Origin of the sequence: Burkholderia sp. HAN2018 (assembly GCF_024704855.1) — a bacterium.
Lineage (GTDB): Bacteria > Pseudomonadota > Gammaproteobacteria > Burkholderiales > Burkholderiaceae > Burkholderia > Burkholderia cepacia.
The window spans coordinates 86,095-112,031 of sequence record NZ_QOBB01000001.1; the positions used below are offsets into that span (position 1 = coordinate 86,095).

General features: G+C 67.0%; 27 protein-coding genes and 1 pseudogene. 15 read left to right on the forward strand and 13 right to left on the reverse strand.

The features are described 5' to 3' along the window. Window positions 1-345 carry a cupin domain-containing protein gene (locus DPV74_RS00425; RefSeq protein ID WP_027789860.1) on the reverse strand — a complete coding sequence of 115 codons (345 nt, stop codon included), beginning with the start codon at window positions 343-345 and terminating at the stop codon, window positions 1-3. A gap of 198 nt (window positions 346-543) precedes the next feature. On the opposite strand from DPV74_RS00425, the gene DPV74_RS00430 reads away from it, so the two are divergent. The 3 genes from DPV74_RS00430 (at window position 544) to DPV74_RS00440 (ending at window position 4,062) form a co-directional block, all read left to right on the forward strand. Beyond that, window positions 544-1,443 carry a helix-turn-helix transcriptional regulator gene (locus DPV74_RS00430; RefSeq protein WP_119336297.1) on the forward strand — a complete coding sequence of 300 codons (900 nt, stop codon included), beginning with the start codon at window positions 544-546 and terminating at the stop codon, window positions 1,441-1,443. Window positions 1,444-1,601: 158 nt separating this feature from the next. Next, window positions 1,602-2,552, forward strand: coding sequence for an agmatinase (gene speB / locus DPV74_RS00435; protein ID WP_119336298.1), 951 nt, complete (start codon window positions 1,602-1,604; stop codon window positions 2,550-2,552). Between the two features lie 28 nt (window positions 2,553-2,580). Then, entirely contained in the window at window positions 2,581-4,062 is a 1,482-nt protein-coding gene (locus tag DPV74_RS00440) for an aldehyde dehydrogenase family protein (RefSeq protein ID WP_119336316.1), read from the forward strand. Between the two features lie 130 nt (window positions 4,063-4,192). Here DPV74_RS00440 and DPV74_RS00445 read toward each other — a convergent pair whose 3' ends face one another. Then, a complete protein-coding gene (locus DPV74_RS00445; protein ID WP_119336317.1) occupies window positions 4,193-5,077 on the reverse strand; it encodes a patatin-like phospholipase family protein in 885 nt (294 codons plus the stop codon). Between the two features lie 505 nt (window positions 5,078-5,582). Here DPV74_RS00445 and motA point away from each other — a divergent pair. The 4 genes from motA to DPV74_RS00465 all read left to right on the forward strand — a co-directional run bounded on the left by motA (window position 5,583) and on the right by DPV74_RS00465 (window position 9,830). Beyond that, entirely contained in the window at window positions 5,583-6,452 is an 870-nt protein-coding gene (gene motA, locus DPV74_RS00450) for a flagellar motor stator protein MotA (protein WP_048024585.1), read from the forward strand. A gap of 10 nt (window positions 6,453-6,462) precedes the next feature. Then, complete coding sequence (motB, locus tag DPV74_RS00455) at window positions 6,463-7,419, forward strand: flagellar motor protein MotB (protein ID WP_119336299.1); 957 nt, start codon at window positions 6,463-6,465, stop codon at window positions 7,417-7,419. Between the two features lie 366 nt (window positions 7,420-7,785). Then, window positions 7,786-8,337, forward strand: coding sequence for a hypothetical protein (locus tag DPV74_RS00460; protein ID WP_119336301.1), 552 nt, complete (start codon window positions 7,786-7,788; stop codon window positions 8,335-8,337). Window positions 8,338-8,483: 146 nt separating this feature from the next. Further along, window positions 8,484-9,830, forward strand: a complete 1,347-nt coding sequence (locus tag DPV74_RS00465) for a DUF2325 domain-containing protein (RefSeq protein ID WP_119336302.1) — start codon at window positions 8,484-8,486, stop codon at window positions 9,828-9,830. An 81-nt stretch (window positions 9,831-9,911) separates the two neighbouring features. Here DPV74_RS00465 and DPV74_RS00470 read toward each other — a convergent pair whose 3' ends face one another. The 4 genes from DPV74_RS00470 to DPV74_RS00485 all read right to left on the reverse strand — a co-directional run bounded on the left by DPV74_RS00470 (window position 9,912) and on the right by DPV74_RS00485 (window position 12,515). After that, window positions 9,912-10,235 carry a winged helix-turn-helix domain-containing protein gene (locus DPV74_RS00470; protein ID WP_021159959.1) on the reverse strand — a complete coding sequence of 108 codons (324 nt, stop codon included), beginning with the start codon at window positions 10,233-10,235 and terminating at the stop codon, window positions 9,912-9,914. A gap of 120 nt (window positions 10,236-10,355) precedes the next feature. Next, window positions 10,356-10,892, reverse strand: coding sequence for a molybdopterin-dependent oxidoreductase (locus tag DPV74_RS00475; protein ID WP_081080743.1), 537 nt, complete (start codon window positions 10,890-10,892; stop codon window positions 10,356-10,358). 131 nt (window positions 10,893-11,023) lie between these two features. Next, entirely contained in the window at window positions 11,024-11,791 is a 768-nt protein-coding gene (locus DPV74_RS00480) for a DeoR/GlpR family DNA-binding transcription regulator (protein ID WP_027789869.1), read from the reverse strand. 43 nt (window positions 11,792-11,834) lie between these two features. After that, window positions 11,835-12,515: an MgtC/SapB family protein gene (locus tag DPV74_RS00485; protein ID WP_119336303.1), complete on the reverse strand. Its 681-nt coding sequence runs from the start codon at window positions 12,513-12,515 to the stop codon at window positions 11,835-11,837. A gap of 268 nt (window positions 12,516-12,783) precedes the next feature. On the opposite strand from DPV74_RS00485, the gene DPV74_RS00490 reads away from it, so the two are divergent. From DPV74_RS00490 to DPV74_RS00505, 4 genes are all read left to right on the forward strand, one after another. Next, entirely contained in the window at window positions 12,784-13,728 is a 945-nt protein-coding gene (locus DPV74_RS00490; protein WP_060064546.1) for a choline ABC transporter substrate-binding protein, read from the forward strand. A gap of 23 nt (window positions 13,729-13,751) precedes the next feature. Then, window positions 13,752-14,432 (forward strand): HAD family phosphatase, encoded by a 681-nt coding sequence (locus DPV74_RS00495; RefSeq protein ID WP_021159955.1) that lies wholly within the window; start codon window positions 13,752-13,754, stop codon window positions 14,430-14,432. Between the two features lie 168 nt (window positions 14,433-14,600). Continuing rightward, window positions 14,601-14,738, forward strand: coding sequence for a hypothetical protein (locus DPV74_RS00500; RefSeq protein WP_226127085.1), 138 nt, complete (start codon window positions 14,601-14,603; stop codon window positions 14,736-14,738). A 44-nt stretch (window positions 14,739-14,782) separates the two neighbouring features. Continuing rightward, the gene (locus DPV74_RS00505) at window positions 14,783-17,233 is read left to right on the forward strand and encodes a phosphocholine-specific phospholipase C (RefSeq protein ID WP_119336304.1); all 2,451 of its coding nucleotides are present in this window, start codon (window positions 14,783-14,785) and stop codon (window positions 17,231-17,233) included. Between the two features lie 114 nt (window positions 17,234-17,347). Here the strand turns inward: DPV74_RS00505 and DPV74_RS00510 are convergent, their stop codons facing one another. Further along, window positions 17,348-17,476 carry a hypothetical protein gene (locus tag DPV74_RS00510; protein WP_257942884.1) on the reverse strand — a complete coding sequence of 43 codons (129 nt, stop codon included), beginning with the start codon at window positions 17,474-17,476 and terminating at the stop codon, window positions 17,348-17,350. Window positions 17,477-17,556: 80 nt separating this feature from the next. Further along, complete coding sequence (locus tag DPV74_RS00515) at window positions 17,557-18,720, reverse strand: porin (protein ID WP_119336305.1); 1,164 nt, start codon at window positions 18,718-18,720, stop codon at window positions 17,557-17,559. Between the two features lie 747 nt (window positions 18,721-19,467). Between DPV74_RS00515 and DPV74_RS00520 the strand changes: the two genes are divergently transcribed. After that, on the forward strand, window positions 19,468-20,058 hold the full coding sequence (locus DPV74_RS00520) for a GNAT family N-acetyltransferase (RefSeq protein ID WP_119336306.1): 591 nt from the start codon (window positions 19,468-19,470) through the stop codon (window positions 20,056-20,058). Between the two features lie 51 nt (window positions 20,059-20,109). Here the strand turns inward: DPV74_RS00520 and tam are convergent, their stop codons facing one another. Next, on the reverse strand, window positions 20,110-20,895 hold the full coding sequence (gene tam, locus DPV74_RS00525) for a trans-aconitate 2-methyltransferase (protein ID WP_119336307.1): 786 nt from the start codon (window positions 20,893-20,895) through the stop codon (window positions 20,110-20,112). A gap of 140 nt (window positions 20,896-21,035) precedes the next feature. On the opposite strand from tam, the gene DPV74_RS00530 reads away from it, so the two are divergent. The 3 genes from DPV74_RS00530 (at window position 21,036) to DPV74_RS00540 (ending at window position 24,041) form a co-directional block, all read left to right on the forward strand. Continuing rightward, window positions 21,036-21,932 (forward strand): LysR family transcriptional regulator, encoded by an 897-nt coding sequence (locus tag DPV74_RS00530; RefSeq protein WP_021159947.1) that lies wholly within the window; start codon window positions 21,036-21,038, stop codon window positions 21,930-21,932. 140 nt (window positions 21,933-22,072) lie between these two features. Beyond that, window positions 22,073-23,356, forward strand: coding sequence for a cystathionine gamma-synthase family protein (locus DPV74_RS00535; RefSeq protein WP_027789879.1), 1,284 nt, complete (start codon window positions 22,073-22,075; stop codon window positions 23,354-23,356). A 109-nt stretch (window positions 23,357-23,465) separates the two neighbouring features. Continuing rightward, window positions 23,466-24,041 carry a hypothetical protein gene (locus DPV74_RS00540; protein ID WP_119336308.1) on the forward strand — a complete coding sequence of 192 codons (576 nt, stop codon included), beginning with the start codon at window positions 23,466-23,468 and terminating at the stop codon, window positions 24,039-24,041. Between the two features lie 28 nt (window positions 24,042-24,069). Here DPV74_RS00540 and DPV74_RS00545 read toward each other — a convergent pair whose 3' ends face one another. The 4 genes and pseudogenes from DPV74_RS00545 to DPV74_RS00560 all read right to left on the reverse strand — a co-directional run. After that, window positions 24,070-24,504, reverse strand: a complete 435-nt coding sequence (locus DPV74_RS00545; RefSeq protein WP_027789881.1) for a GNAT family N-acetyltransferase — start codon at window positions 24,502-24,504, stop codon at window positions 24,070-24,072. Between the two features lie 95 nt (window positions 24,505-24,599). Further along, on the reverse strand, window positions 24,600-24,761 hold the full coding sequence (locus tag DPV74_RS00550; RefSeq protein ID WP_162922906.1) for a hypothetical protein: 162 nt from the start codon (window positions 24,759-24,761) through the stop codon (window positions 24,600-24,602). Between the two features lie 124 nt (window positions 24,762-24,885). Beyond that, a complete protein-coding gene (locus DPV74_RS00555) occupies window positions 24,886-25,725 on the reverse strand; it encodes an ABC transporter permease subunit (protein ID WP_027788939.1) in 840 nt (279 codons plus the stop codon). Continuing rightward, a pseudogene (locus DPV74_RS00560) lies at window positions 25,722-25,937 on the reverse strand (putrescine ABC transporter permease PotH); the annotation flags it as partial. The gene DPV74_RS00555 and the pseudogene DPV74_RS00560, both read right to left, overlap by 4 nt.

The following is a 25,937-nucleotide window of genomic DNA, read 5'->3' on the forward strand; positions in this document are numbered from 1 at the left end:
TCACGACTTCTCGAGCAGCACGTAGAACTTCTTCGCGTCCTCGATCGTCTCCCAGCGGCCCGCGAAGCCGGCCGGCAGCAGGTAGCCCTGGCCCGGCGTGAATTCCTTGCGGTTGCCTTCGACGTCGGTCAGCGCGATCCGGCCCTCGACGAGCCACACCGCTTCGTCGGCCGCGGTTTCCGGAAACTCCACCGAGCCGACCTTGCCTTCCCACCAGCCGATGAGGTAGTTGCCGCTCTTGCCTTCCGCCGCGCGCCAGTCGCTTTCGTCCATCCCGAAGTCGAGCTTCGTGAATTCGCCGATGCCTGCGCCGAGCGGCAGGATGTCCTTGATCAGTTTGGTCATCAGAATCTTTCGTCTCTTGATTGAAAAAAGCAGAGACAAAGTTACTCATTTACACTGCCCCGGTATGCCCCCCTCCGGGGGGGACAAGCGGTGTTTTCCGGGGCCGGGCAGGTCGCCAGGACACCTGCCGGGATTTCCCCCTAATGACGTTTTGCGTGGCCGACGCTACAATCCGCCGGCTTTTCACCGGGGAACCGCATGCTGCTCAACGTGAACCCCTTCCACCGCGACAACGACCGCTTCAACGTGTCGTTCAAGGCGCTGGGCGAGCTGATCGAGACGGTCGGCACGCCGCACTTCGTGCCGCGCCTCACGCAACTGCTCAATGAAGTGGTGCCGCTCGACGTCGCGCACGTCGAACGCTCGCGCGTCGACGGCTCGATGCCCACCGGCTACCGATGCGAATGGATCGGCAGCAGCGGCATCGGCGCGGCGAGCGCCGACGTCTCCGACGTGATGACGCTCTACTACGAGCGCTTTCTCGACAGCGACCCGCTGTTCGCGGGGCTGCGCGGCAAGACGGGCACGATGCTCGTCGTGCGCGACATCGCGGCGATCCCGCCCGGCGAATTCCGCCAGCGGCTGTTCGACGACGTGCAGATCGGCCACGAATGCGTGCTCGCACGCGGCACGCGTTATTCGCAGCATTCGATCGCGCTGGAGCGCGGCCGCGACCGGCCGCCGTTCACGCTCGCCGAGATGAACCGCTTTCGCAGCATCAGCGACGTGCTGTTCCCGCTGCTCGAACTTCATGCGTCGACCACGGCCGCGCGGCGCATTGCGCACCCGACACCCGAAGTCCATCCGCTCGCGCAGTTCGACGCGCGCATCGCGGCCGACGGCGTGAAGCTGTCGAAGCGCGAATACGAAACCTGCAAGCACCTGCTTTCCGGCAAGACCGTGCCGGAAACGGCGGAGATCCTCGGTGTGCGCGTCGCGTCGGCCGAGTCGTACGTGAAGCGCGCGTTCGCGAAGCTCGGCGTGCGCACGAAGCGCGAACTCGCCGCATGGGGTTCGGCGACCACCGCGTTCCCTTCCTCCGGCCCGCACGACGGCGTCGCGCCGCCGGCCCTCTCGCGCCGACCTGATCCGGCCTGACCTGGCCGCGCGGCCGCGTTCGGTTGCGCCGCGTCGATGCGGCGGCGCCACTTGCATCGAGCCCCGTCGATGTAAACGTTGCGACTTCAAAATCTTCGCGCGGGCGTTCTCCTCTACCATCGGCCGATCGCTTTACCTCAGATAAAGGAGACGGCCCCATGCCCCGCGAACTCAATCAACCGATGGGCGGCAACGAGATGCCGCGCTTCGGCGGCATCGCCACGATGATGCGCCTGCCGCAAGCCGAGACGACCGACGGCCTCGACGTGTGCTTCGTCGGCGTGCCGCTCGACCTCGGCACGTCGAACCGCTCGGGCTCGCGCTTCGGCCCGCGCCAGATCCGCACCGAATCCGTGCTGCTGCGCCCGTACAACATGGCCACCCGCGCCGCACCGTTCGATTCGCTGCAGGTGGCCGACATCGGCGACGTCGCGACCAACCCGTACGACCTGAAGGACTCGGTGCGCCGCATCGAAGAGGCATACGACGAGATCGTCGCGAACGGCTGCCGGCCGATCACGCTCGGCGGCGACCACACGATCGCGTGGCCGATCCTGCGCGCGCTGCATAAGAAGTACGGCAAGGTCGCCGTCGTCCACGTCGACGCGCACGCGGACGTGAACGACACGATGTTCGGCGAGAAGATCGCGCACGGCACGCCGTTCCGCCGCGCGGTGGAAGACGGGCTGCTGCAATGCGACAAGGTCACGCAGATCGGCCTGCGCGGCACCGGCTACCACGCGGACGATTTCGACTGGTGCCGCCAGCAGGACTTCACCGTCGTGCAGGCGGAGGAATGCTGGAACAAGTCGCTCGCGCCGTTGATGGCGCAGGTGCGCGAACGCGTCGGCGATACGCCGGTGTATCTCAGCTTCGACATCGACGGCCTCGACCCGTCGTTCGCGCCCGGCACCGGCACGCCGGAAATCGGCGGCCTCACCGTGCAGCAGGGCCTGGAAATCATCCGCGGGATGAAGGGCCTGAACATCGTCGGCGCGGATCTCGTCGAAGTCGCGCCGCCGTACGATCCGACCGGCACCACCGCGCTCACGGGCGCGAACCTCGCGTTCGAGATGCTCTGCGTGATGCCGGGCGTCGCCTACCGCTAACCCGACCGACCTCGACAGGATGAACCTCATGTCTACCGCCGAGCTTTCCCCTTCCGCCGCGACGTTCGTGCTGCCCGCCGCCCGCATCGCCGGGCAGTCCGTGCACACGCATTCCGACAAGGCGGGCGCACCGATCTTCAACGCGTCGACCGGCGACGCGATCGGCTGGCAGGAATTCGCGACGGCCGCGCACGTCGACGCCGCGGTGCGTGCCGCGCGCGACGCATTCGCCGGCTGGCGCGACACGCCGCCGGCCGAACGCGGCCGGATGCTCGCGACGATCGCCGAACGCGTCGAGGCATCGCGCGACCGCCTGGCGGCGCTGCAGATGCAGGTGAGCGGCAAGCCGCCGTTCGAGGCCGAGGCCGATGTCGGCGACGTCGCCGCCACGTTCGCGTACTACGCGAAGCTGTGCGAAGACCCGGCACTGTTCGCGGCCGAACCGGTCGCGCTGCCGAGCGACGCCGTCACGGCCGAACGCTTTTACGACGCGGTCGGCGTCGCGGCGCTCGTCATGCCGTGGAACTTCCCGATGGTCACGACCGCGTGGAAGCTCGCGCCCGCGCTCGCGGCCGGCTGCGCGGTCGTGCTGAAGCCGTCCGAACTCACGTCGCCGACCGAGCACGCGCTGCTCGAGATCGTCGAGCAAGCGGGGCTGCCGGCCGGCGTCGTCAACGTCGTGAACGGCGGCGCCGAGGTCGGCGCGGCGCTGACCGCGCATCCGCTGATCGACAAGATTTCGTTTACCGGCAGCACGGCGGCCGGCCGCAAGGTCATGCAGGCCGCGGCCGTCGACATGAAGCGCGTGACGCTCGAACTCGGCGGCAAGTCGTCGCTGATCGTGCGCGACGACGCCGATCTCGACGTCGCGGTGTCGCTCGCGGTTGCGGGCGCGTTCACGAACGCGGGCCAGATGTGCTCGGCCACCGCGCGCATCCTCGTGCACGACAGCGTGTACCGCAGCTTCATGGCCGCGTTCGAGACGGCCGTGCGTGCGCTCGTCGTCGCGCCGCCCGCCGCGGAACAGGTCGCGATGGGGCCGCTGATCTCGGCCGCGCAGCGCGCGCGCGTCGAAGCGATGCTCCAGCACGGCATCGAGGCGGGCGCACGCGTCGCCTTCAGCGGCCGGGTGACGGATGCCGGCGGTGCGGGCTTCTTCATGGCGCCCGTCGTGATCGCCGAGCCCGCCACCGACAACCCGCTGTGGACCGACGAAGTGTTCGGCCCCGTCGCGTGCGTGAAATCGTTCCGCACCGACGACGAAGCGATTGCGCTCGCGAACGACACGCGCTACGGGCTCGTCGCGACCGTCGTGACGCGCGATGCCGGTATCGCGAAGCAGTTCCAGCAGCGCGTGCGGGCGGGGCTCGTGTGGATCAACGCACCGCAGCTGATCTATCCGCACGTGTGCTGGGGCGGGTTCGGGCTCAGCGGAATCGGCCGCGAACTCGGCGTCGCGGGGCTGCGCAGCTATCAGGAACTGCGCCACGCGATGCGCGCGATCGACTGACCAGTGCGGCCGTTCGGGCCGTTGGCGGCACCGTGTCTCTGCGCGGTGCCGCTTTTTTTTGTTCTTCGGGGAGAGCGCCGGAGTGTTCGACGTGCGCCGATCATGGGATTTCACGGCGCGTGAGCAACCCTCAGTGCGACAGCTCGGCGGCATGGTCGTGCTCGCGAAGCTGGCCCGGAATCGCGCACTGCGCGAGCCCCCCCGCGTCGATCCACGCACGCGTGCGTTCCGCGGCCTTGTCGATCAGCTGCGCACACTGCGAGTAATCGTATGACGACACGTCGAGCGGACAGAGCGGCGGCACGACGTGGATTTGCGCGCGTGCCCCGTACAACTCCAGATCGCGCACCAGTTGCCGCGCGATCACGAGCGTCAGCGCGTGCGTCGCATGCGCGATCGCGCTGCGCGGCGGTACGCGCAACGCGCAGGCGAACCCGGCCGGCAGCACGACGATCCGCTTGACGCCGAGCGCGATCGCAACGGAGATCGGCGTATTGTTCGCGACGCCGCCGTCGACGAGTTCCACGCCGCCGATGCTGACCGACGGAAACACGCCGGGAATCGCCGCGCTGGCCTGCACGGCATCCACGACCGGGCCGGCGGACAGCACGACTTCCCGGCCGTTCAGCACGTCGGTCGCGACGATGTGGAGCGGCAACGCGGCCTGCTCGATCCGCCGGTACGGCAGGTTCCTTTCCAGCAGCAGGCGCAGCGCATCGGCCTCGACCAGATGCGGCCGGTTGTGCAGCAGCATCGCGACGAGGCTGCGCATCGAGAACGGCATGATGTCCTGGCGGCGGATCCGGCACCACAGCGCGGCGAGCATCGCGACGCCGTCCGCATCGGGCCGGCCGGCGAAATAGGCGGCGTTGATCGCGCCCGCCGACGCGCCGACGACGCAATCGGGCCGTTCGCCGCTCGCGACCAGCTCGCGGAGCATGCCGACCTCGATCGCGCCGAGACTGCCGCCGCCGGCGAACACGAAGGCGGTCGAGGAAGTGGGATCGGACGTCACGGTGCGCCCTCCTGCGGTTGGCTGCGACGGTGCTTTCTCCATGATGGATCGTGCGGCGCCCCGGATGTCCTGATGAAAACCCTGCCGGCCTGCGAACCCGGCTGGCGATGCGCCGCGTTCCCCGGCATTCCGCGCGAAGCCTTCCGTGGCGATGGGTGCGTCATTCGCCGCCGTGTTTCCCGGCCGCATCCATACGGAAATTCACGCGAAGGCGCGCAATTTTTGACTTCGATCAAGCAAATCGCGCCTACCGCCGCTCGCAAACGTGTGCCGCGCGTGAATCGCGCGCGCTACGTGGAATCACGGGTTCAGTCGCCCCGGCGACCGCCGTTATTGCATCAACACCCACCGACCGGCATCGCGTTGCGATACATCGGGACGGCCGCCGGAATCGCATTCGACACGCAACGATCCGGCGCCGTCGCGGGCATGGAGCGGGATGGCCGGACGTCCCGCCCGCTTTTCGACAACAGATGCGGCAGCGCGAGTCGCGCAAGAGGTAATCATGTTTGTAGCCATCGGGTGGATCGTCGTGATCGGATCGGTGATCGGCAGTTTTGTCGGCGTGGGCGGCCATTTGCCGGCCTTGCTGCAACCGTTCGAACTGCTGTGCATTTTCGGCGCCGCTCTGGGTGCGTTCGTCGTCAGCAATCCGGTCGCGACGCTGAAGAAGACGATCAAGAGCCTGCCGACCTGTTTCAAGGGCGGCGGCTATACGAAACAGCAGTACGTCGAACTGATCGCGCTGCTGTACGAGCTGCTGCAGAAGGCGCGCAAGGACGGCATGATGGCGCTCGAGGCCGACGTCGATGCACCCGAACAAAGCCCGCTGTTCCAGAAGTATTCGCACGTGCTCGAAGACCATCACCTGCTCGACTTCATCGTCGATTATCTGCGGATGATGTCGGGCGGCAACGTGAACGCGCTGGAGATGCAGGACCTGATGGACGAAGAACTGCATACGCACCATGCGGAGGCGTCCGTCGCGGCCAACGCGATCCAGAAGATGGCGGACGGCCTGCCGGCGTTCGGCATCGTCGCGGCGGTGATGGGTGTCGTGCATACGATGGGCTCGGTCGGCGCGCCGCCCGCCGTGCTCGGCAAGATGATCGCCGGCGCGCTCGTCGGCACGTTCCTCGGCATCCTGCTCGCATACGGCTTCGTCGGCCCGCTCGCGGATCTGCTCAATGCGAAGGGCCGCGCCGCGGCCAAGCCGTTCCAGTGCGTGAAGGCCGTGCTGCTCGCGTCGATGAGCGGCTACGCGCCGGCGGTGGCGGTGGAGTTCGGCCGCAAGGTGCTGTTCACGGCCGATCGCCCGAGCTTCAAGGAGCTCGACGAGGCCGTCCGCGCGACGAAGTCGCCCAGGCCCGCATAACGGAGGCGCCATGGCCGACCATCGCTCCAACCCGTCGAAACAGTCCGCATCGGCACCGCTCGTCGTCGTGCGCCGCAAGAAAGGCGAGGACCACGACGCCCACCACGGCGGCGCCTGGAAAATCGCCTACGCCGATTTCGTCACGGCGATGATGGCGTTCTTCCTGCTGATGTGGCTGCTCGGCTCGGTGTCCAAGTACGACAAGCAGGGGATCGAGGATTACTTCAACACGCCGCTGTCGACGCTCCTGTCCGGCGGGAAAGACGCACAGGCGCCGCGCCCGAGCATCGTGCAGGGTGGCGGCCGCGACCTGTCGGACCCGGCGCCGGCCATCGACGCGAAAGCGCAACCGGTGCCGGCCAGCTCGCCCGCGGCCGCTGCCGACATCGTCGATACGCAAAAGCTCGAGCGCCTGAAGGCGAAGCTGACCGCGGCGATTGCACAAAGCCCGTCATTGCGCGCGTACCAGGACCAGATCCGGATCGCGATCACTCACGAGGGCTTGCGCATCGAGATCGTCGATTCGCTCAAGCGCCCGATGTTCGCGTCGGGCAGTTCGCAACCCGAAGGGTATGCCACCGCCATCCTCACCCAGATCGGTACGGCACTCGACGATGTCGACAACCGCGTGTCGATTGCGGGCCATACCGATTCGACGCCGTATCGCGACGGCCCCACGGGCTATTCGAACTGGGAGCTCTCCAGCGATCGCGCGAACGCCGCGCGGCGCGCGCTGGTCGCGGGCGGATTGCGGGAAGAAAAGCTGCTCCAGGTGCGCGGGCTCGCGGATGTCCTGCCGCTCGACCGGAACGTCGCGGACGAGCCGACCAATCGCCGCATCAGCATCCTCGTGATGAACAATGTCGCCGAGCAGGCGTTCTTTCGGGACGGCGGCAGGACGACCGTGGACGAATCGGCCGGCGCCCGGGCCGCCGTGCTGCCGGCGGCGCTCACGCGGCCGCATTAGGCGCGGGCGTATTCACGAACGCGGGCGGATGTGCCCGATGGGGGCCGGGCGCCGCGCGCAGCCCTTGTGCGACAGCGTGGTCCTCGGCGTCGCGGTCGCGTTCGGAACGGTCGGGCGCGACATCGACAGGCTCGGGCGGTTGTTGGGGCGGTTGTTGGGGCGGTTGTTGGGGCGGTTGTTGGGGCGGTTGTTGGGGCGGTTGTTGCGGCTGTTGCTCGGGCCGTTACGAAGGCCGTTGCGAAGGCCATTGCGAGGGCCGTTACCAGGGCCGCTGACGGCACCATGTCTCGTGCACGGTGCCGTTTTTTTTGCGCACTCGATATGTTCCGCAGAATATATCGCAACCAGCACTTCCGGAGATTCGCCATGCCCCGCACGCCGACGGATCGCGCCCCGCAGCGCACCGCACGGGAACAGCCGCTCGCGCACAAGATCAGTGCGCTCAGGCCGCTGTCGAGCGACGCACGTGCGCAGCAGGTCACGGATGTCGTCGACGCGTTCCGGCGCCTGCGCGGCAGCGTCGTGCGCTTCATCCGGCTGTTCTCGGCTGCGCACGCTGAAAACGCGCAGGACGATGCGCTGTCCGCGATGGGCTTTCGTGAACTGCTGTCCACGCTCGAAGACGACGCACGCACTGCCCGCTTCACGCGCCTGCCCGAACTCGAACGGGCGATCGGCCAGGCGCGCCGCCTCGAACGCACACGCGACGACGTGTTCTCCGATTCGTTCAGCAACGACCCGGCAGCGATGCGCGACGCGGTCGCCGCGCTGGAGCGCGTCGACGTGCTGTTCGTCGGGCTGTGCGTCGAGTACGTGATGGAGCGGCACGCGCCGGCATCGCGCCTCGTTTCACCGTCCGCCCCGGCATCGCCCTCCGCCGCCCTGCTGCTCACCGACCGCCCAACCGCGCTCTGCTGACCGCACCACGCCGCGCCGCACCACACCGCACCACACCGCATTACCCGGTGATTTCCCCCCGAATTTCGTTCGTTATATCCCGTGGTATATTTCGCGAATCTTTCGCGCATCCGTCCCCGGCCCGACCATGCCGGACAGAGGTCAACATGCACGTTCCGCCCTTTCGCCTTGCCCGCACGGCCGATCTCTCGTCGCCCGGCGGTAATCTGCCCGCGGCAACCGGCACGCGGGTCGACGCATGCTGCGCGCCGTCGCGCGCGCAACTGACCGAGCTGAAGCGCCGCACGCGCCTGTCCGAGCTCGATGCAAACCTGCACTGTTCGATCATCGGCACCTGCCTGACCACGCACGAGCTGCGCAGGCTCGTGCCGAAATACACCGACCTCGACCGCCAGCACGCGACCGACCTCGACATCCATCACGCCGCCGTCGAGCTCGCGATCGACGGCACGGCCGGCGCCAAGGCATTGCACAAGGCGCTCGACGAGCGTTACGCCGGCGCAATCCGCGCATTCGACAGCGCACCGGATGCGGATGACCTCCTTGCGCGCTGGAAGGATGCGCTGAAGAGCGGCGACATCCCGCCCGCCTACTGGGCGCTGATGACGCATCCGCGCACGACGATGGCCGTGCGCCAGGCCGCGTTCGGCGACCTGCACATGCTGTCGCACCTGGTCGGCGCGGCCAATCGCGCCGATATCCGGCGGCTGGTCGCGCTGGAGGAGGAGAATGCGGCGCTGCACGCGAAGATCGACCGGCAGCAGGCGCGCCTGCAAGAAATGAGCGCGCAGCGCGACGCAGCACTGCAGGAGCGGGATGCCCTCGTTGCGCGCCGGAACGCACAGCCGCCGGCGGCTGAAAGCGCATTGCGCGACGAAGTCCACGAACTGCGCGAGGCACTGGCCGCGCGCGATGAGCGACTCGCACTGCACACGAGCCGCCGCGAGGCGGCCGAGCAGCGGATCGCCGCGGAACAGGCGAGCGCACGCGCGATGCGTGCACGGCTCGACGACCTGATGGCGATGGTGAAGACGCTGCGCGCCGAAGCGAGCGCGATCGAACAGGCGGTGCAGGCGTCGGCGGACGATCCCGCCGAACACGCGGCCGATCCGCTGTCGATCCTGCGGGGCACGCGTCTGGTCTACGTCGGCGGACGCCCGGGCTCGAACCGTGCGATCAGGCGGATCGTCGAAACGGCGGGCGGTGACGTGACGCTGCATGACGGCGGTATCGAGGATCGCAAGAGCCTGCTGGCCGCCGCGCTACCGGGCGCGCACATGGTCGTGTTCCCGGTCGACTGCATCGACCACGATTCGATGAACCTGCTCAAGCGCATCTGCGAACGCCACCACGTCGCGTACTACCCGCTGCGGACGGCCAGCGCCGCCAGCTTCGTCGAACTGATCGGGCGGCTCGATGCACAGGCGCGCGACGTCATGGCGCCGGATGCCGCCGCCGGCGGCACGCCGCGCTTCTGCCTGCGGCACGGCTAGACCTGATTCGCTTCGACGCGCTCCTTCTGCCCTTCAGCGGGTCGATGCAAGCGCGTCGTCGGCGTCAACAGGCCCCGCGCTTCAGCGCCGCACCATTTTCGTGAGCGCGGCGATTTCGTCGGCACACGCCGCGTAGGCGCGCGCCTCGATCCCGCGATAGAGGCGGATGATCTCCTCGCCGACCGGCGTGAGCACGCTGCCGCCACCGCTCTGCCCGCCATGCTCGGACACCGTCGCCGGCGATTTCAGCGAGCGGTTCAGCTCGTCCATCAGCAGCCACGCACGCCGGTACGACATCTTCAGGCTGCGCGCCGCCGCCGAAATCGAACCGTGTTCGTGCACGGCTTCGAGCAGCGCGACCTTGCCCGGGCCGAGCGCGATCGTGTCGGCCTGCTGGATACGCATCCTGAATCGCACTTCAGGCTTGGGGTGTGCCGGTGTCTTCATGTTGTACTGCCCTTTGAACGATGCGGGCAAGCATACACGATGGCCGATGCGACGCATGCCGGCCGCCCGCGCGCCGGTTCAGACCTCGAGCACGCGGGCGACGATGCCGGCCAGCCGCTTAACATGGCGCGGCGCGGGCAGGAGGTCGGCGCCCGAGAACAGCAGCGGCGCGCCGTCGTCGATCGACAGCGGCGCGTCGCCGCATTCGAACGCGACGATCACGTGTTCGCCGACCGGCGTATTGAACAGTTCATGCCAGGAAAACGTGACCGCGTAACCGTCGTGCGCATGCGCGATGAACACCATGCGCTTGAAGTCGCCCGGCGTGTCGTTGCGCAGCCCGGCCGCGTCGAGCAGGTCCTTCAGCCGTGCGCCGCGATACGGCGCGACCGAGCGGATGAAGCGATTCGTCGTGAAGCAGCGCAGGTCGAACGGCTCCGCCGCCGCGCTCGCGTGCCGGCGCAGATCGTCGAGCGTCACCGTCATCGGCCGCACGAATGCGCCCGTCAGCGCGACCGAGCCTGCCGCCGCCGGTTGCACGTGTTGCACGTGTTGCACGTGTTGCGCCTGTTGCACCTGCTGCGCCGAAAGCGCCGCCGTCCCTGCCCTCTCCATCGCCCGCCTCCATGACGGCCTGCCGGTGGGCAGGCCTGCGTCGTATCGGCGGATATATTACGCCGGGAAAAAACCGGCCGGCGGAATGCGCGCCGCATGGGCGGCATAACGCCGGCCGATCGTGCCCGGCGCTACGACAGCACGATGTTCTTGATGACCTTCTTCAGGCTCTTGAAGCTGTCGACCGATTCCGCCTTCGCGTCCGTCACCAGTGCGCCGATCCGCGCCGGCTCGCAGAAGCTGATCCGGCTGTTCGTGCCGAGCTTGCTGAAATCGGCCAGGATCGCGACGTCCGCCGCGTTGCTCACCATCGCGCGCGCCACTTCGGTTTCCATCCGGTCGTAATTGGTCGCGCCGCGGACGGCATCGACGCCGACCGGCGACAGCAGCGCGAGGTCGGCGCGATAGCGGAAGATCTCGGCGACCGTGCCGTCGCCGACGGTCGCGGCCGCACGGGTGCCGATCATCCCGCCGAGCAGGATCGTCTCGTTCCTCGCCTGCCCCGGGTCGCTCGACCGCATCTTCAGCGCGACGTCGATCGAGTTCGTGACGATCGTGAGGCCCGACAGCTTCGCCAGTTCCTCGGCCAGCAGCGTCGTGGTCGTGCCCGCATCGATGAACAGCGTCTGCGAGCCCGTGACCAGCCTGGCCGCCGCGCGCGCGATCGCCAGCTTCGCCTTCACGTGGGTCTGCGCGCGTTCGGCGATCGGCGCTTCGTCGCCCACCTGCACCGCGCCGCCGTGCACGCGCTTCAGTTCACCGAGCGCCTCGAGATCGACGAGATCGCGACGCACGGTTTCCCGCGACACGTTCAGGTCGGCCATGATCCGGTCGGTGGAAACCCGCTGCATCTTCGATAACAGAAGCCGGATCCTCTGGTATCGCTCTTCTTGCCACATGGAATGTCCTCGGAGTGAACGTCAATGTTATTCGAACGGCGAACTACGCAGCGCTCTCCTCCAGTTTTTTGATGCCGACGAGGGTCTGCAGGGATTGACGCACCGCCTGGCACTCGCTGCTCGTCATCTTCGAAAACACCACGTGGATGCGGTCGTCGTCCGGCGCGGCGTCGTCCTGTTCGATGATGAACCGGACGATGCGCGCCTGGTCGATGCCGGGCATCGCCTGCAGCGACGTCAGCTTCACGGCGCCGCGGCTCGCGAGGATACGCACGCCCCAGCGCTGCCGCGTTGCGAACAAGCGCTTCTCGATCGGCTTCAGGCCGGCCAGGATCGCGAGCACGATCGCCGTCGCGGCAATCGCGGCCACATACATGCCGCCGCCCACGGCCAGCCCGACCGCCGCCACGACCCACAGGCTCGCCGCGGTCGTCAGGCCGCGGATGATCTCACCGCGCAGCATGATCGAACCGGCGCCGAGGAAGCCGATGCCCGATACCACCTGCGCGGCGACGCGCGACGGGTCCAGCGACACGTTCTTCGCGTTCTGGACATCCGCGAAGCCGAACGCCGACACGACCATCACGAGCGCGGCGCCCACCGCCATCAGCATGTGGGTGCGCAATCCGGCCGCCCACGACAGGCGCTCGCGCTCGATGCCGACGAGGCTGCCGAGCAATGCCGCCAGCAACAGGCGGGACACGATTTCCAGCTGACTGATCATTCGAAGTCTCCTTGCTTTGCCTGGTCCATCCGATGAGGCGCGGCCCGCATGGGGCCGCCGTCCGGTTCTTCCTGCCTGCCCCGCCCGTTGCCGCACCCGGCACCCGGCGAGTTGTATTTTTGTGCGATCTTGCGATTTTGTGCGTTCTAATATACGGTACGAAAAACTGCAAAGCCAGACCCAAGTTCGTTTGTTTCATCCGATCGGCACGATCAATCGTCAGACCATTCAGGCAACACGATCCGGAACACTTGCTTAGGAGACCAACATGATGAAGAAGGCATGGATGCTGGCCGCAACCCTGCTGGCGGCGCTGGCGACGGCCCCCGCTCACGCATCGGAAGGCGACGTCTGCAAAAAGGTGACGCTCGGCGACGTCGGCTGGAGCGACATCGCGGCCACCACAGGCGTCGCGATGATGCTGCTCGACGGACTCGGCTACGAGGCGACCAAGACGATCGCGTCGCCGCCGATCGTGCTGGCCGGCGTGAAGAAGGCGCAGATCGACGCGTTCCTCGGCTACTGGGATCCGAGCATGACGCCGACGGTGAAGCCGTTCGTGGACGCCGGCGCCGTCCACCAGTTGCCGGAGCCCAACCTGGTCGGCGCGCGCTATACGCTGGCCGTGCCGCAATACGCATCCGACAAGGGGCTCAAGCGCTTCGCCGATATCGCCAGGTTCCGCGACCAGCTGGACGGCAAGATCTACGGGATCGGCGCCGGCAACAACGGCAACGCGCTGATCCAGCGAATGATCGACAAGAACGAGTTCGGGCTCGGCGGCTTCAAGCTGGTCGAATCGAGCGAGGCCGGCATGCTCGTGCAGGTAACGCGCGCCGTGCAGGAGCACCGGATGATCGTGTTCCTCGCGTGGGAGCCGCATCCGATGAACATCGACTACCGGATCACCTATCTCGACGGCGGCGACACCGTGTTCGGCCCGAACTACGGCTCGGCGAAGGTCTACACGCTCGTCACGCCCGGCTATCTCGAACGCTGCCCGAACGTCGGCCGGCTGCTGACCAACCTGAAGTTCACGACCGACGAAGAAAACCAGCTGATGGTGCCGATCATGAATCACGCGGACCCGGTCGCGGTGGCCAGGGAATGGGCGAAGAAGCATCCGGGCGTGCTGTCGAAGTGGCTCGACGGCGTGACGACCATCGACGGAAAGAATGCGAAGGATGCGATCGAGAAGCTGATCGGCGCATGAGCCTGCAAGACAAGGAACCCGGCATGTACAAGAATCTCGCGCTGTTCGATCTCGACCACACGCTGCTGCCGCTCGACAGCGACCAGGCCTGGGCCCGCTTCATCTCGCGGGTCGGCTGGCGCGAGGACGACGCGCACGCCGCGCTGATCGACGAGCACTACGGTCATTACGCAGCCGGCACGCTCGACATGAACGCGTATCTCGCCGTGACGCTCGCGCCGCTCACCCGCTATCCGCGCAAGGTGCTCGAGCGCTGGCATGCGCGGTTCATGGACGAAGTGATCCGTCCGGCGATCACGCCGCAGGCGCGCGAGCTGGTCGGGCGGCATCGCGAAAACGGCGATCTCTGCTGCATCGTGACGGCGACCAACGTCTTCGTCACGCGGCCGATCGCAGCCGAATTCGGCATCGAGCACCTGCTCGGCATCGAACTCGATACCGACGACGGCACGCCGGACGGCGCGTTTACCGGGCGCAGCACCGGCGTGCCGAGCTTCCGCGAAGGAAAGATCGTGCGCACGACCGCGTGGCTGGAATCGCTCGGCTACGCGCCGTCGGATTTCGAGCGCACCTACTTCTACAGCGACTCGATCAACGACGTGCCGCTGCTGGATTACGTCACGCATCCTGTCGCCACCAATCCCGATTCGAGGCTTTTGCAGGTGGCAGGCACGCGCGGGTGGCCTGTCATGAAGTTGTTCTGATTCGGGCGATATTCTCTGCTGTCCATTTTCATGTCGGGAGGGGTAATGAAATACGGAACACGCAGCAACGGCCTCGATCATTCAGGAATCCGATTCGAGTCGAGTCGAAAGCATGTCGTCAGGTCGCGCCGTTCGGAAAGCCGCTTTCCGCACTGGCGCGGCGTTTTCATGATCGCGCTGCTGTGCACGCTGGCCGCTTGCGGCGATGGCGACTCGGGCACCGCGGCCAACGTGGCGGCCGCGCGCGCGGCCGCACCGGGTTCGGCATCCACGCCCGTCCTGCACTGCGCGAGCGCGTGCCACTGACCGACGCTGGCCCCGGAGCCAGCCATCCACGACAGAGAGCGATCATGCAAAACAAACCCACGACACGACGTCAGTTCCTCGCCGATGCGTTGAAGCTCGCCGGCGCGACCGCGATCACGGGCATGCTGCCCGAAAGCATCGCGCGCGCCCAGGCCATTCCGGCAGCCACCGTCACCGGCACGATCCAGGACGTGAAGCACGTCGTGATCCTGATGCAGGAAAACCGTTCGTTCGACCACTACCTCGGCACGCTGGGCGGCGCGCGCGGCTTCGGCGACCCTCGGCCGGTCGTGATTTCGAGCGGGTATCCGGTGTGGCGCCAGCCCTGGCTGACGTCCTACGTGTTTCCGTTCAACCCGTCCCCGCCCTCCGGCACGGCGAACGGCGACACCTACTACGGCGACCTGGACCACAGCTGGAGCGGCACGCACAGTGCCTGGAACAACGGCCGCTACGACAACTGGGCCGACGCGAAGACCAGCGGCACGATGTACTACTTCACGCAGAAGGACATCCCGTTCTACTACGCGCTGGCGAGCGCGTTCACGGTGTGCGACGCGTACCACTGCTCGATGCTCGGCCCGACCGACCCGAACCGCCTGTATCTGTGGACCGGGTGCTGCGGCAACGTCGCCGGTTACTCGCCGTACACGACGAACACGATGACGGGCACCGGCTGGACCACGATGCCGGAGCGCCTGAACACGGCCGGCGTGACGTGGAAGTTCTATCAGGACAAGGGCAACGGCCTGGATGCCGCACATGGCTACGGCGAATACAACGGCTCCAAAAGCGATCTCTGGTGGAACGGCAATTACGGCGACAACGTCATCCTGAACTTCAAGCAATACCAGAACCTCGGTGCAGGCGATCCGCTCGCGCCGGCGCTCAACGGCACGCAGATCGACCCGTCAGGCGGCGGCAAGGAATACGATACGAACCTCTTCAGTCAGCTGCGGGCCGACGTCGCCAACGGCACGCTGCCGCAGGTATCGTGGATCGCCGCGCCCTATGCATACTGCGAGCACCCGTCGTGGGCCGCGAGCGGCGGCGAATGGTACGTCAGCAGCGTCCTCGATGCGCTGACGTCGAATCCGGCGGTGTGGGCCAGCACGGTGCTGCTCGTCATGTACGACGAGAACGACGGGCTGTTCGATCACATGCCGCCGGCCGTCCCGGCCAGTTCCGCTGCCGGCACCGGCCGCTCCACGGTCTCGACGGCCGCCGAATTCGTCTCCGGCAGCGGCGCCGCATCGGACGGCTCGGCGAGCGGCGACGTGCCGATCGGGCTCGGCCCGCGCGTGCCGATGTTCGTGATCTCGCCGTGGTCGAAGGGCGGCAAGGTCAATTCGCAGGTCTTCGATCACACATCGGTGATCCGCTTTCTGGAAGCGCGCTTCGGGCTACAGGAAACCAACATCACGCCGTGGCGACGCACGGTCTGCGGCGACCTGACGTCGGCCTTCGATTTCTCGAACGCCGACCGGACGGTTCCCGCGATCCAGCCGCCGGCAAGCAACATGAACCCGAACGGCCCGGCCGTCCCGATCCCCTACCCGACCACCACCGCGGTGCCGGCGCAGACGGCCGGCCGCAGCACCGCCTGCCGCCTGCCCTACGAGTTTTTCGTGCAAGGCAAGGTCAACCGCGCCGGCAATGCGCTGTCGCTGACGATGACCAACACCGGCACCGCCGGCGTCCACCTGCAGGCGTGGGTCGACGGCACGAGCACGATCCCCCGGCACTACACGATCGCGGCCGGCGCGGGCCGGTGCGCGAACCTGTCGGATTCGCTCGCGCTGAATGCCGGCGGCAGCTACGACTATTCCGTCTACGGCCCGAACGGCTTCCTGCAGACGTTCCGCGGCAGCATCGGTTCGTCCGGCAACACGGGATCGACCGCCGAAGTCAGCCTGTGCTACGACGTGGCCAACGGCAACGTGCAGATCACGCTCGACAACTCCGCCGGCTCGGCCGCGACGACGTTCCAGCTCACCGACAACGCGTACGGCATGAACACGCGGCAGTCGGTCACCGTCGCCGCCGGCGCGACGCAAGCCGTCACGTGGTACGGCGACGGCGGCTGGTACGACGCCAGCATCCGCGACGCGAACGATCCGAATTTCCTGCGCCGGGTAGCCGGCTGCGTGCAGACGCAATCCGGCACCCTGCTCACGGATTCGGCGATCGGCAATACCGGCAAGAAGTTCGTCGCGTCGCTCGCGTCGCAGGGCTCGACGTTCGGCACGCTGCGGTTCGACTACGTTGCGCCGCCGTGGAGCCACAGCCCGAAGAACTGGGTGGGCATCTTCGCGCATGGCGCGCAGCCGACCAAGGGCAGCTACAAGTCGTGGGCGTACCTGCCGAAGAGCACCGGCTCGCTGCTGTTCTCGTCCACGGCCAACAGCACGCTGGCGTCGGGGCAGTACGACGCGTGGTATCTGTTCGACGACGGCTACACGCCGCTCGCGGGGCCCGTCACGATCAACATCTGACGGTGGCCTGACCGTGCCGCGCCGGCCGCCTGCATGGGGCCGGCACGCATTCGGGCGCGACGTGCCGCGTTGCGCCCGAATGCGTTTCCCTTCGCCCTGCCCGCGCGACAGGCGCTACACGAGCGGATCCTCGTGGAACGCGCCGAACGGCCGCGTCGGGTGTGCGATCCGGATTTCGAGGATCCACAGCCCGGCCGCCTGCGCGGCATCGAAATCGCCGAGGTTGCCGGCCGTGTAGATCAACCGGTGCAGGGTCGCGCTTCGTCGCGCCCGACAGCAAAAACGGGCGCTCCGATGGAGCGCCCGCTCGCGGGTGAGGCCGATCAGAACTTGTGACGCAGGCCGATCCGCGTGACGAACTGCGTGTTCGCGCCCGCGTTGCCGATGAACGAACCCGACGAGCCGATCTCCGCCTGCACCGGCACCGCGCGGCCATTGATCGTATTGCTGCCCGACGCCTTCTGATAGGCCGCGCTCACGTAGACGTCCGTGCGCTTCGACAGCGCATAGTCGACCGCGGCGTTGACCTGATGCCACTTGCCGTCGAAGCGGCCGTCGAGCTTCGAGAACGTATAGCCGAGGCCGCCGCTCAGGGCCGGCGTGAACGCATAGCGGCCGCCGATTTCGTAGTTGTTCAGCTTCGACGATTCGCCCGACAGCGGCACGAACTTCGTATGCGTCCAGTTCGCCCACACGAGGGCCGCCGCGATCGCATAACGCGCGCCGACGCCGACCGTCTCGAGATCGCGCAGCCCCTGCGTGTTGACGTTCGCGATGCTGACGCCGAACGCGGGCGTCGCGCCGTTCGGGAAGCGGATGTTCGTGTACGCGGCGCCGATGCCGAACGGCCCCTGCGCATAGTTCGCGCCGAAGCTGTACGCGCTCGACGAACCCTGCGAACCGTTCGCGCCGGTCGTGGTCGGCGTGCCCGCGAACTGCGTCGAATTCGAGAAGCCGTACATCGCGCCGAACGTGAGGCCCGCAAAGTTCGCGCTCTGGAACTTCACGGCGTTGTTGATGCGGCTCGACGTCAGCTGGTCGAGATCGTTGATGTGATACGCGTAGTTGCCGGCCGGCGTCTGGCTGCCCATCGCGTAGTTCGCGCCGATGTAGTCGGTCGAGAACGAATACTGGCGGCCGAACGTCAACGAGCCGATCCCGTTCTTCGACAGCCCGACGAACGCCTGCCGGCCGAACAGCGCACCGCCCTGGCCGATCGAGCCGTCACCGCTGCTGAAGCCGTTCTCCAGCACGAACAACGCCTTCAGCCCGCCGCCGAGATCCTCGGTCCCGCGAATGCCCCAGCGGCTGCCCGACGCGACGCCGTCACCGTACTTGACGAGCTTGCCGTGGCCGCCCGACGTCGCGACCTTGTTCGAATACGTGATACCCGCATCGATCAGCCCGTAGAGCGTGACGCTGCTTTGCGCGTGCGCGGCGGTGCCGAACATCCCGAGTGCGGCTGCGGCCGCGATGGTCTTTTTCATGTTCACTTCCTGTTGTTGTCGACGCGCGTCTGCGTCGCAGCGCGACGCGCGGCGTGTTGACGAATCACCGACTGATTGACGAACGCGAGCCACCGGATCGCCGCGCGCACATACACCTCATGCACATGCACGATGCTTCGTTTCGGTACCGGTATGGGCTTGCTGATGTGGCATGCCGCGGGGCGGCCGCCTGTGTTGCAGCGCCTGCGCGCGTGCGCACCGAGTGCGCATGCCGCGACGACGCGTTGCTCCGGCGATGCAGGTCAGAATCTCTTCCGGCTTTCGTGGAGCGGGTGGACGACGTGGCGCCTGACGACGCCACGACCTTCGATATATTTTTCGGAATATATCGAGTTGTCACGAAACGGTAAACAATTATTCGGGTTCCTGTCGTCTTTCCTCCACAGGCGGCCGACGGTCACCCGGATCGAAGTCGCGACGCACGACGGCCCGCATCGCGTCGATGCCGGCGACGGCCTCATGCCGAAATCCAGCATAATCAGGCGGTTGAAAGAGCGCCCTCGCCGGCGCATGCACCCCGCATACGTTTGCGTCGCCATCCGGTTCACGGTTTGCCCGCGTTTCGCCGTCAAGGGAGGAGCCAGTCTGTGCCGGTCTCGCGCACGGCGAACTGTGCGGGCGCAAAAATCCGCGGCACGCACACACTCGATGCGGCGCACCTCACGATGCCGGCGATCGCATCACCGACGACACCACGCCATCCCGCAGAAGACAGGACACCGACACATGGACCGAGCCGAACACATCAGCATCGAACAGACGAGCGCGATTCCCGCCGACGAACTGGATCGATGCGACTTCTCGTTCGACATCGCGTGGGAATTGAACGCGCCGTATCAGGACTTGCTCGATCTGCGCGCGCTGCCGGCGCGCCGCAAGCACTACGGCTTCGATCCGACCGGCTGGGCGGACGGGGCGACCGGCAAAACGGCGCTCTTTCGCGCGACGGCCGGCGGCCGGCTCGCCGGGTTCGTGGCGATCAGCCAGAGCTGGAACGGGATGGCCGAGATCGCGGAGCTGGCCGTCGACCGCCTCAGCCGACGGCAAGGCATCGGACAGTTGCTGCTCGCGGCCGCCGAATCCTGGGCGCGCAGCCACGGGTTCGGCTTCATGCGGCTGGAAACGCAGTCGAACAACATCGCCGCGTGCAGCACCTATGCGCGCTCGGGCTTCGTGCTGGGCGGGCACGATCGCCTGCTGTACGCGGACGACGAGAACGACGGTGAAGTCGCGCTGTTCTGGTACAAGGACCTGCGCGACGGGCAGACCGCACGGATCCGCACGGTCGACCCGGAATCGATGCGGCCGGCGCGCTGACGCACCGCCGAACGCGCGTCATCGCCGGATCTCACGCGCATCACATCCGGATCATGCCCGCGTCGCCACGATGAACAGACGCGGGAACGGCAGCAGCACGGTGCCGTCGGCAAGCGCCGGATAGCCGCCCGGGCCCGCGATCGCGTCGCGATACCGCGCGAGAAACGCCGCGCGCTCGCCGTCGTCGAGCGCCGCGAGGAACGGCCGCAGCGCGCTGCCCTTGAACCATTCGACGACCGCATCGGCACCGCCGCGCAGCGGGTGGTAGTAGGTCGTGCGCCACACGTCCACGCGCGAGCACAGCGGCGACAGCAGCGCGTGGTAATGACGCGCATCGAACCGCTCGGTGCGCGCCGCGCCTTTTAGCTTGTCCGCCCACGGCCCGGCCGCGGCGACCTCGCGCATCAGCCGATGCGCGGGTTCGTCGAGGTTGTCGGGCATCTGCACCGCCAGATGGCCGCCCGGCGCGAGCCGACCGACGAGTGCGGGAAACAGCGTGTCGTGCGCGGGCACCCATTGCAGCACCGCATTCGCGAGAATCAGGTCGTAGCCGCCGGGATCGTCCCACGTGGAAATATCCACGACGTCGAAACGCAGGTCCGGCAGGCGCTTGCGCGCGGCGTCGATCATGTCCGTCGACGCATCGATTCCGTGGACCGTTGCGTCCGGCGCACGCGCGATCAGCGCCTCCGTCGAATTGCCGGGCCCGCAGCCGATGTCGATCGCGGTACGGATCGGCGTGTTCGGCACAGCGGCGAGCAGATCGCGGATCGGCCGCGTGCGTTCGTCCTCGAATTGCACGTACTGGGCCGCGTATCGATCGAGTGGGGTCGTCATGTCGTTCTCCTCGTGGTCGGCGTGGACGGCCGTGCCGCTGCCGGCGTGCGCGGTGCGGGGGGCCGTCGATGCGAAGCATTCTGCGGTCGTCGTGAAGTTCAGTAAAATGAATTTAATATCGTGATTGATTCAAAATTCTGATGAAGATCGATACGCTCGGTGTTCAGGCTTTCGTCGCGATCGCCGACGGCGGCAGCTTCCGGCAGGCGGCCGATACGCTGCACGTCACGCAGACGGCCATCACGCAGCGGCTGCGCAAGCTCGAAACCTTTCTCGGCGTCGCGCTCGTCGAGCGCACCACGCGCCGCACCACCCTCACCGAAATCGGCCGGCGCTTCCTGCCGCAAGCGCGCCGGCTGCTGAACGAGCTGTCCGACGCGCTCACCGAGATTCGCGAAACCGGCCTGAGCCAGCGCGGCGACGTCACGATCGCGTGCGTGCCGACGGTCGGCGTGCAATACCTGCCCCGCATCCTGCGCGCATTCTCCGCGCACCGCCCGCACGATCGCGTGAAGATCCTCGATCACGCGTCGGCGTCGGTCCTGCAGGCCGTGCTGCATCGCGAGGCCGAGTTCGGCATCGGCATCGCCGGCGACCAGCATCCCGAACTGGTCAACGTCCCGCTGACGAGCGACCCGTATGTACTCGTGTGCCGCGACGATCATCCGCTCGCGAAGCGGCGGCGCATTCGCTGGGCCGCCCTGCAACCGCATCCGCTGATCTTCGCCGGCGAAGTGAGCGGCAATCGCGGGCTGCTCGACGGCGCGCTGAAGACGAGCGGCGTGTCGCTGCATTCGTTCTACGAAGTACAACGCAGCTCGACGGCGCTCGGGCTCGTCGCGGAAGGGCTCGGCGCGGCGGTGGTGCCGAAGCTCGCGATCCAGAAGAACGCGTACCCGATGATCCGCACGATCGAACTCGTCGAGCCGGCGGTGTCGCGCACGCTCGTGCTCGTCACGCGCCGGAGCGCGCAACTGTCGCCGGCCGCCCGTGCGCTGTACGACATGATCGTCGAACAGGCGACACCCTCTCGATAGTGACAGTCGCGCGTCACGAAGGCCAAGCCTTCGGGTAGTATCGCGTCACGCGGTCGCGACGAACGGTGCCTACCCGGCGCCGCACGCGTCATGCCGCCGCTGCAACGGCCGTTCCTCACCACCCCTGCACGGAGCACCGCATGGCCTATCGCAACTACCACAAGCGCAAGATTGCAGACCGGGAACTCCATCCCGAAACCCAGATGATGTCGTACGGCTACGATCCGTTCCTGTCGGAAGGATCGGTGAAGCCGCCCGTGTTCCTCACGTCGACGTTCGCGTTCCGCACGGCCGAGGACGGCGCCGAATTCTTCGACGTCGTGGCCGGGCGCAAGCCTTCGCCCGAAGGCGAAGGCGCGGGCCTCGTCTACAGCCGTTTCAATCACCCGAACCTGGAGATCGTCGAGGATCGCCTCGCGTTGCTCGACGATTCCGAAGCCGCCGTCGTGACGTCGAGCGGCATGTCGGCAATCGCCGCGATTCTGCTGACGTTCCTGCGGCCGGGCGACTGCGTCGTCCAGTCCGTGCCGCTGTACGGCGGCACCGAAACGCTGATCTCGAAGTTCCTGCCCGAGTGGGGCATCCGCTCCGAAGTGATCGCCGACGGGCTGTCCACCAGCGCGATCCGCGCCGCGCTCGAAGCGGCCGCGCAAAAGGGCAACGTGCGGATGTGCTACATCGAGACGCCCGCCAACCCGACCAACGCGCTGTTCGACCTCGACGGGCTGCGCAGCGAAATCGATGCGTTCGAAGCGCGGCACGGCTACCGCCCGCTGTCGGTCTGCGACAACACGCTGCTCGGGCCGCTGTATCAGAAGCCGTCGCGGCAAGGCATCGACCTGAGCGTGTACTCGCTGACGAAATACATCGGCGGGCATAGCGACCTCGTCGCCGGCGGCGTGACCGGCACCCGCGACCTGATCACGAAGATCCGCTCGGTCCGCAGCACGCTCGGTTCGCAGCTCGACCCGCATTCGTCGTGGATGATCACCCGCTCGATGGAAACGCTCGTACTGCGCATGCAGCAGGCCGCGCGCAGCGGCAGCGCCGTCGCCCGCTGGCTCGCCGGCAATCCGCATCGCCCGGTGCGCGTGCTGCATCCCGAGCTCATCGACGATCCGGCCTACCAGGCCGTCTACCGGCGCCAGTGCAGCGGGCCCGGCTCGACGTTCGCGTTCATCCTCGACGGCGGCCGCGAGCAGGCATTCAGGTTCATCAACCACCTGACGCTCTTCAAGTCCGCGGTCAGTCTCGGCGGCACGGAGTCGCTGATCTGCCATCCGGCATCGACGACGCATTCGGGCGTGCCGGCCGAAGCGCGCGCAGCGGCCGGTGTGTCGGAAGGGCTGATTCGCGTGTCGGTCGGGCTCGAACATCCGGACGACCTGATCGCCGACCTGTCGTACGCGCTGGAGCATTGCTGACGCGGACGGCGGGTAGCGTGTGCCCCGCGCCGCTGGTACGGGGCACGCTACCGACGCCCGGACGCCGACGTTCGAGCTCCGTCGTCGTGCTCGCTCGAGGATCAACACGATGAACACCACGCGGCATTCGTACCGGATCGCCGATCTGCAAGGCGTGCCGATCGCGACCATGACGATCGTGCAGGAAATCGACAAGCTGGACGCGTTGCCCGATCGCTGCTGCACGGGCCGCGTGTCCGTCGAATTCGAATACCGGGAGTCGCCATTCGGATCGCCCACCCGGGTCAGGAAATTCCCGTTCAGCGAACGGTGGCTTCCGCTCGACGATTCGTCGTTCAAGATGCACATCGGCGACTTCATGCTTCCGCCGGAATTGTGCTGCCGGGGCATCGGCACGCTGTGCTGGTCGGAGATCCATCGAACGCTTCCCCTTCCGCCGGGCTTCTCGCTCCTGCTCGCCGGCAGTCTCAGCGACAAGGACGCAACGATGACCGGCAACATTCTCGGGAAGACGCAAACGATCGACAACATCGAACGCCGGAACGCATTCTGGCGCCGCATGCTGGATCCGGCCCATCAGACGCTCGTATCCGACGCGAACGGCGACGGATATTTCAGAGGCCGGTTCGTCGATCCGGCCACTCACGCCAGCTATACGCCCAAGGCGATCGCCACGAGAATCTGAGCGCGCGACGCACGACGGCCGAACCGGTTCAAAGCACCTTCACCATGAACACGCGCGACGTGCCTTCCGGTTCGCACGGCACTTCGCCGAATGCTTCGTAACCCTGCTTCCGGTAGAAATCCGGCGCCTGGAACGAGATCGTGTAGAGCACCGCCCGCGCGCATCCGCGTCGTTTCGCTTCCGCTTCGGCCTCGCGCAGCAGCCGGCTGCCGAACCCGCCGCCGCGCAGCGATTCGGGCAGGTAGAACAGATCGATGAAGAAGAGACCGAGCGACGTGCGCCCCGTCAGGCCGCCGACGATCTCGCCCGTCGCGGGATCGGTCACGTACACGTCGAGCGTGGCCGCGTCGGCGCGCCCCGTCATCGCGTGATTGAATTCGCCGAGCTTGCGGCTGATGAAATCGTGTGCGGCCGGCTGCTCGATGTCGGTCAGTCGCAGGGTAACGTCGGGAAGGGCTGTCATCGGGAGAGCGCGTCAGTGAAAGGGCCGCCGGGTGTATCGCACCGTCAGCGGGCGTCGCACGACTATAGCGCGTCGCCCGCCGCGTGGCGACCGTGCTACTTGCGTGCGATATCGCGTGCGATGTGGCATTCCCACGCGTCGTTCGGCCACATCGGGAACCCGAAACCCGGCGCCGAAAGCACCGTCGCGAATCGCGGCGCCGGCGGCGCCTTGCACGCGGCATCGTCGCCGTTACCGTAGCCGACCCGCTCGGTCATGAGCGAGCGCACCGCACACGATCGCCCCGTTTCCCTCTCCCCGAGCAAGCGACCACCGTAAAAGGCGGGCCCGTCATGCGCCCGCCGTCGCTTTCGTCATGCCGCCACACCATCATGCCCGCGCTCACGCCACCGCGAACGCCGCCTTCATGTCGGCCACGCGGCGCCGCTCGCGCGCGATCATCATCCGGTTCACGACGATCACGCCGATCGTCACGGCCGTGATGAACAGCGTCGCCAGCGCGTTCATCTCCGGGTTCAGCCCCAGCCGCACGCGCGAGAACACCACCAGCGGCAGCGTCGTCGACCCCGGCCCCGACAGGAACGCCGACAGCACCAGGTCGTCGATCGACAGCGTGAACGACAGCAGCCACCCCGACAGCAGCGCCTGCGAGATCAGCGGCAGCGTCACCACGAAGAACACCTTCAGCGGCGTCGCGCCCAGATCGAGCGCCGCCTCCTCCAGCGACTTGTTCATCTCCTTCACGCGCGACTGCACGATGATCGCCACGTACGACACGCACAGCATCACGTGCCCGATCCAGATCGTCACCATCCCGCGCCCCTTCGGCCAGCCGAACATCTGCTCCAGCGCAACGAACAGCAACAACAGCGAGATGCCCTGGATCACTTCCGGAATCACCAGCGGTGCGTTGATCATCCCCGTGTACAGCGTGAAGCCCTTGAAGCGGCCGAAGCGCGCGAGCACGAAACCCGCCCACGTGCCGATCACGACCGACGCGGTGGCCGTCAACAGGCCGATCTTCAGCGACAGCCACGCGGCGGTCAGCAGCTCGTCGTCGTCCAGCAGCGCGCTGTACCACTTCAGCGAGAAGCCCGACCACACCGTCACCAGCTTCGACTCGTTGAACGAGTACACCACCAGGCTGATGATCGGGATGTACAGGAACAGGAAGCCGAAGGCGAGAACGCCCGTCGACAGCGGTTTGCTCGGCTTGATCATTTCGCGTCCTCCAGTTCCTTGACCTGGTAGTACTGGAACAGCGCCATCGGCACCAGCAGCAGCATCACCATCGCGACCGTCACCGCGGACGCCATCGGCCAGTCCATGTTGTTGAAGAATTCATCCCACATCACGCGCCCGATCATCAGCGTGTCGGCGCCGCCCAGCAGTTCCGGAATCACGTACTCGCCCACCGCCGGGATGAACACCAG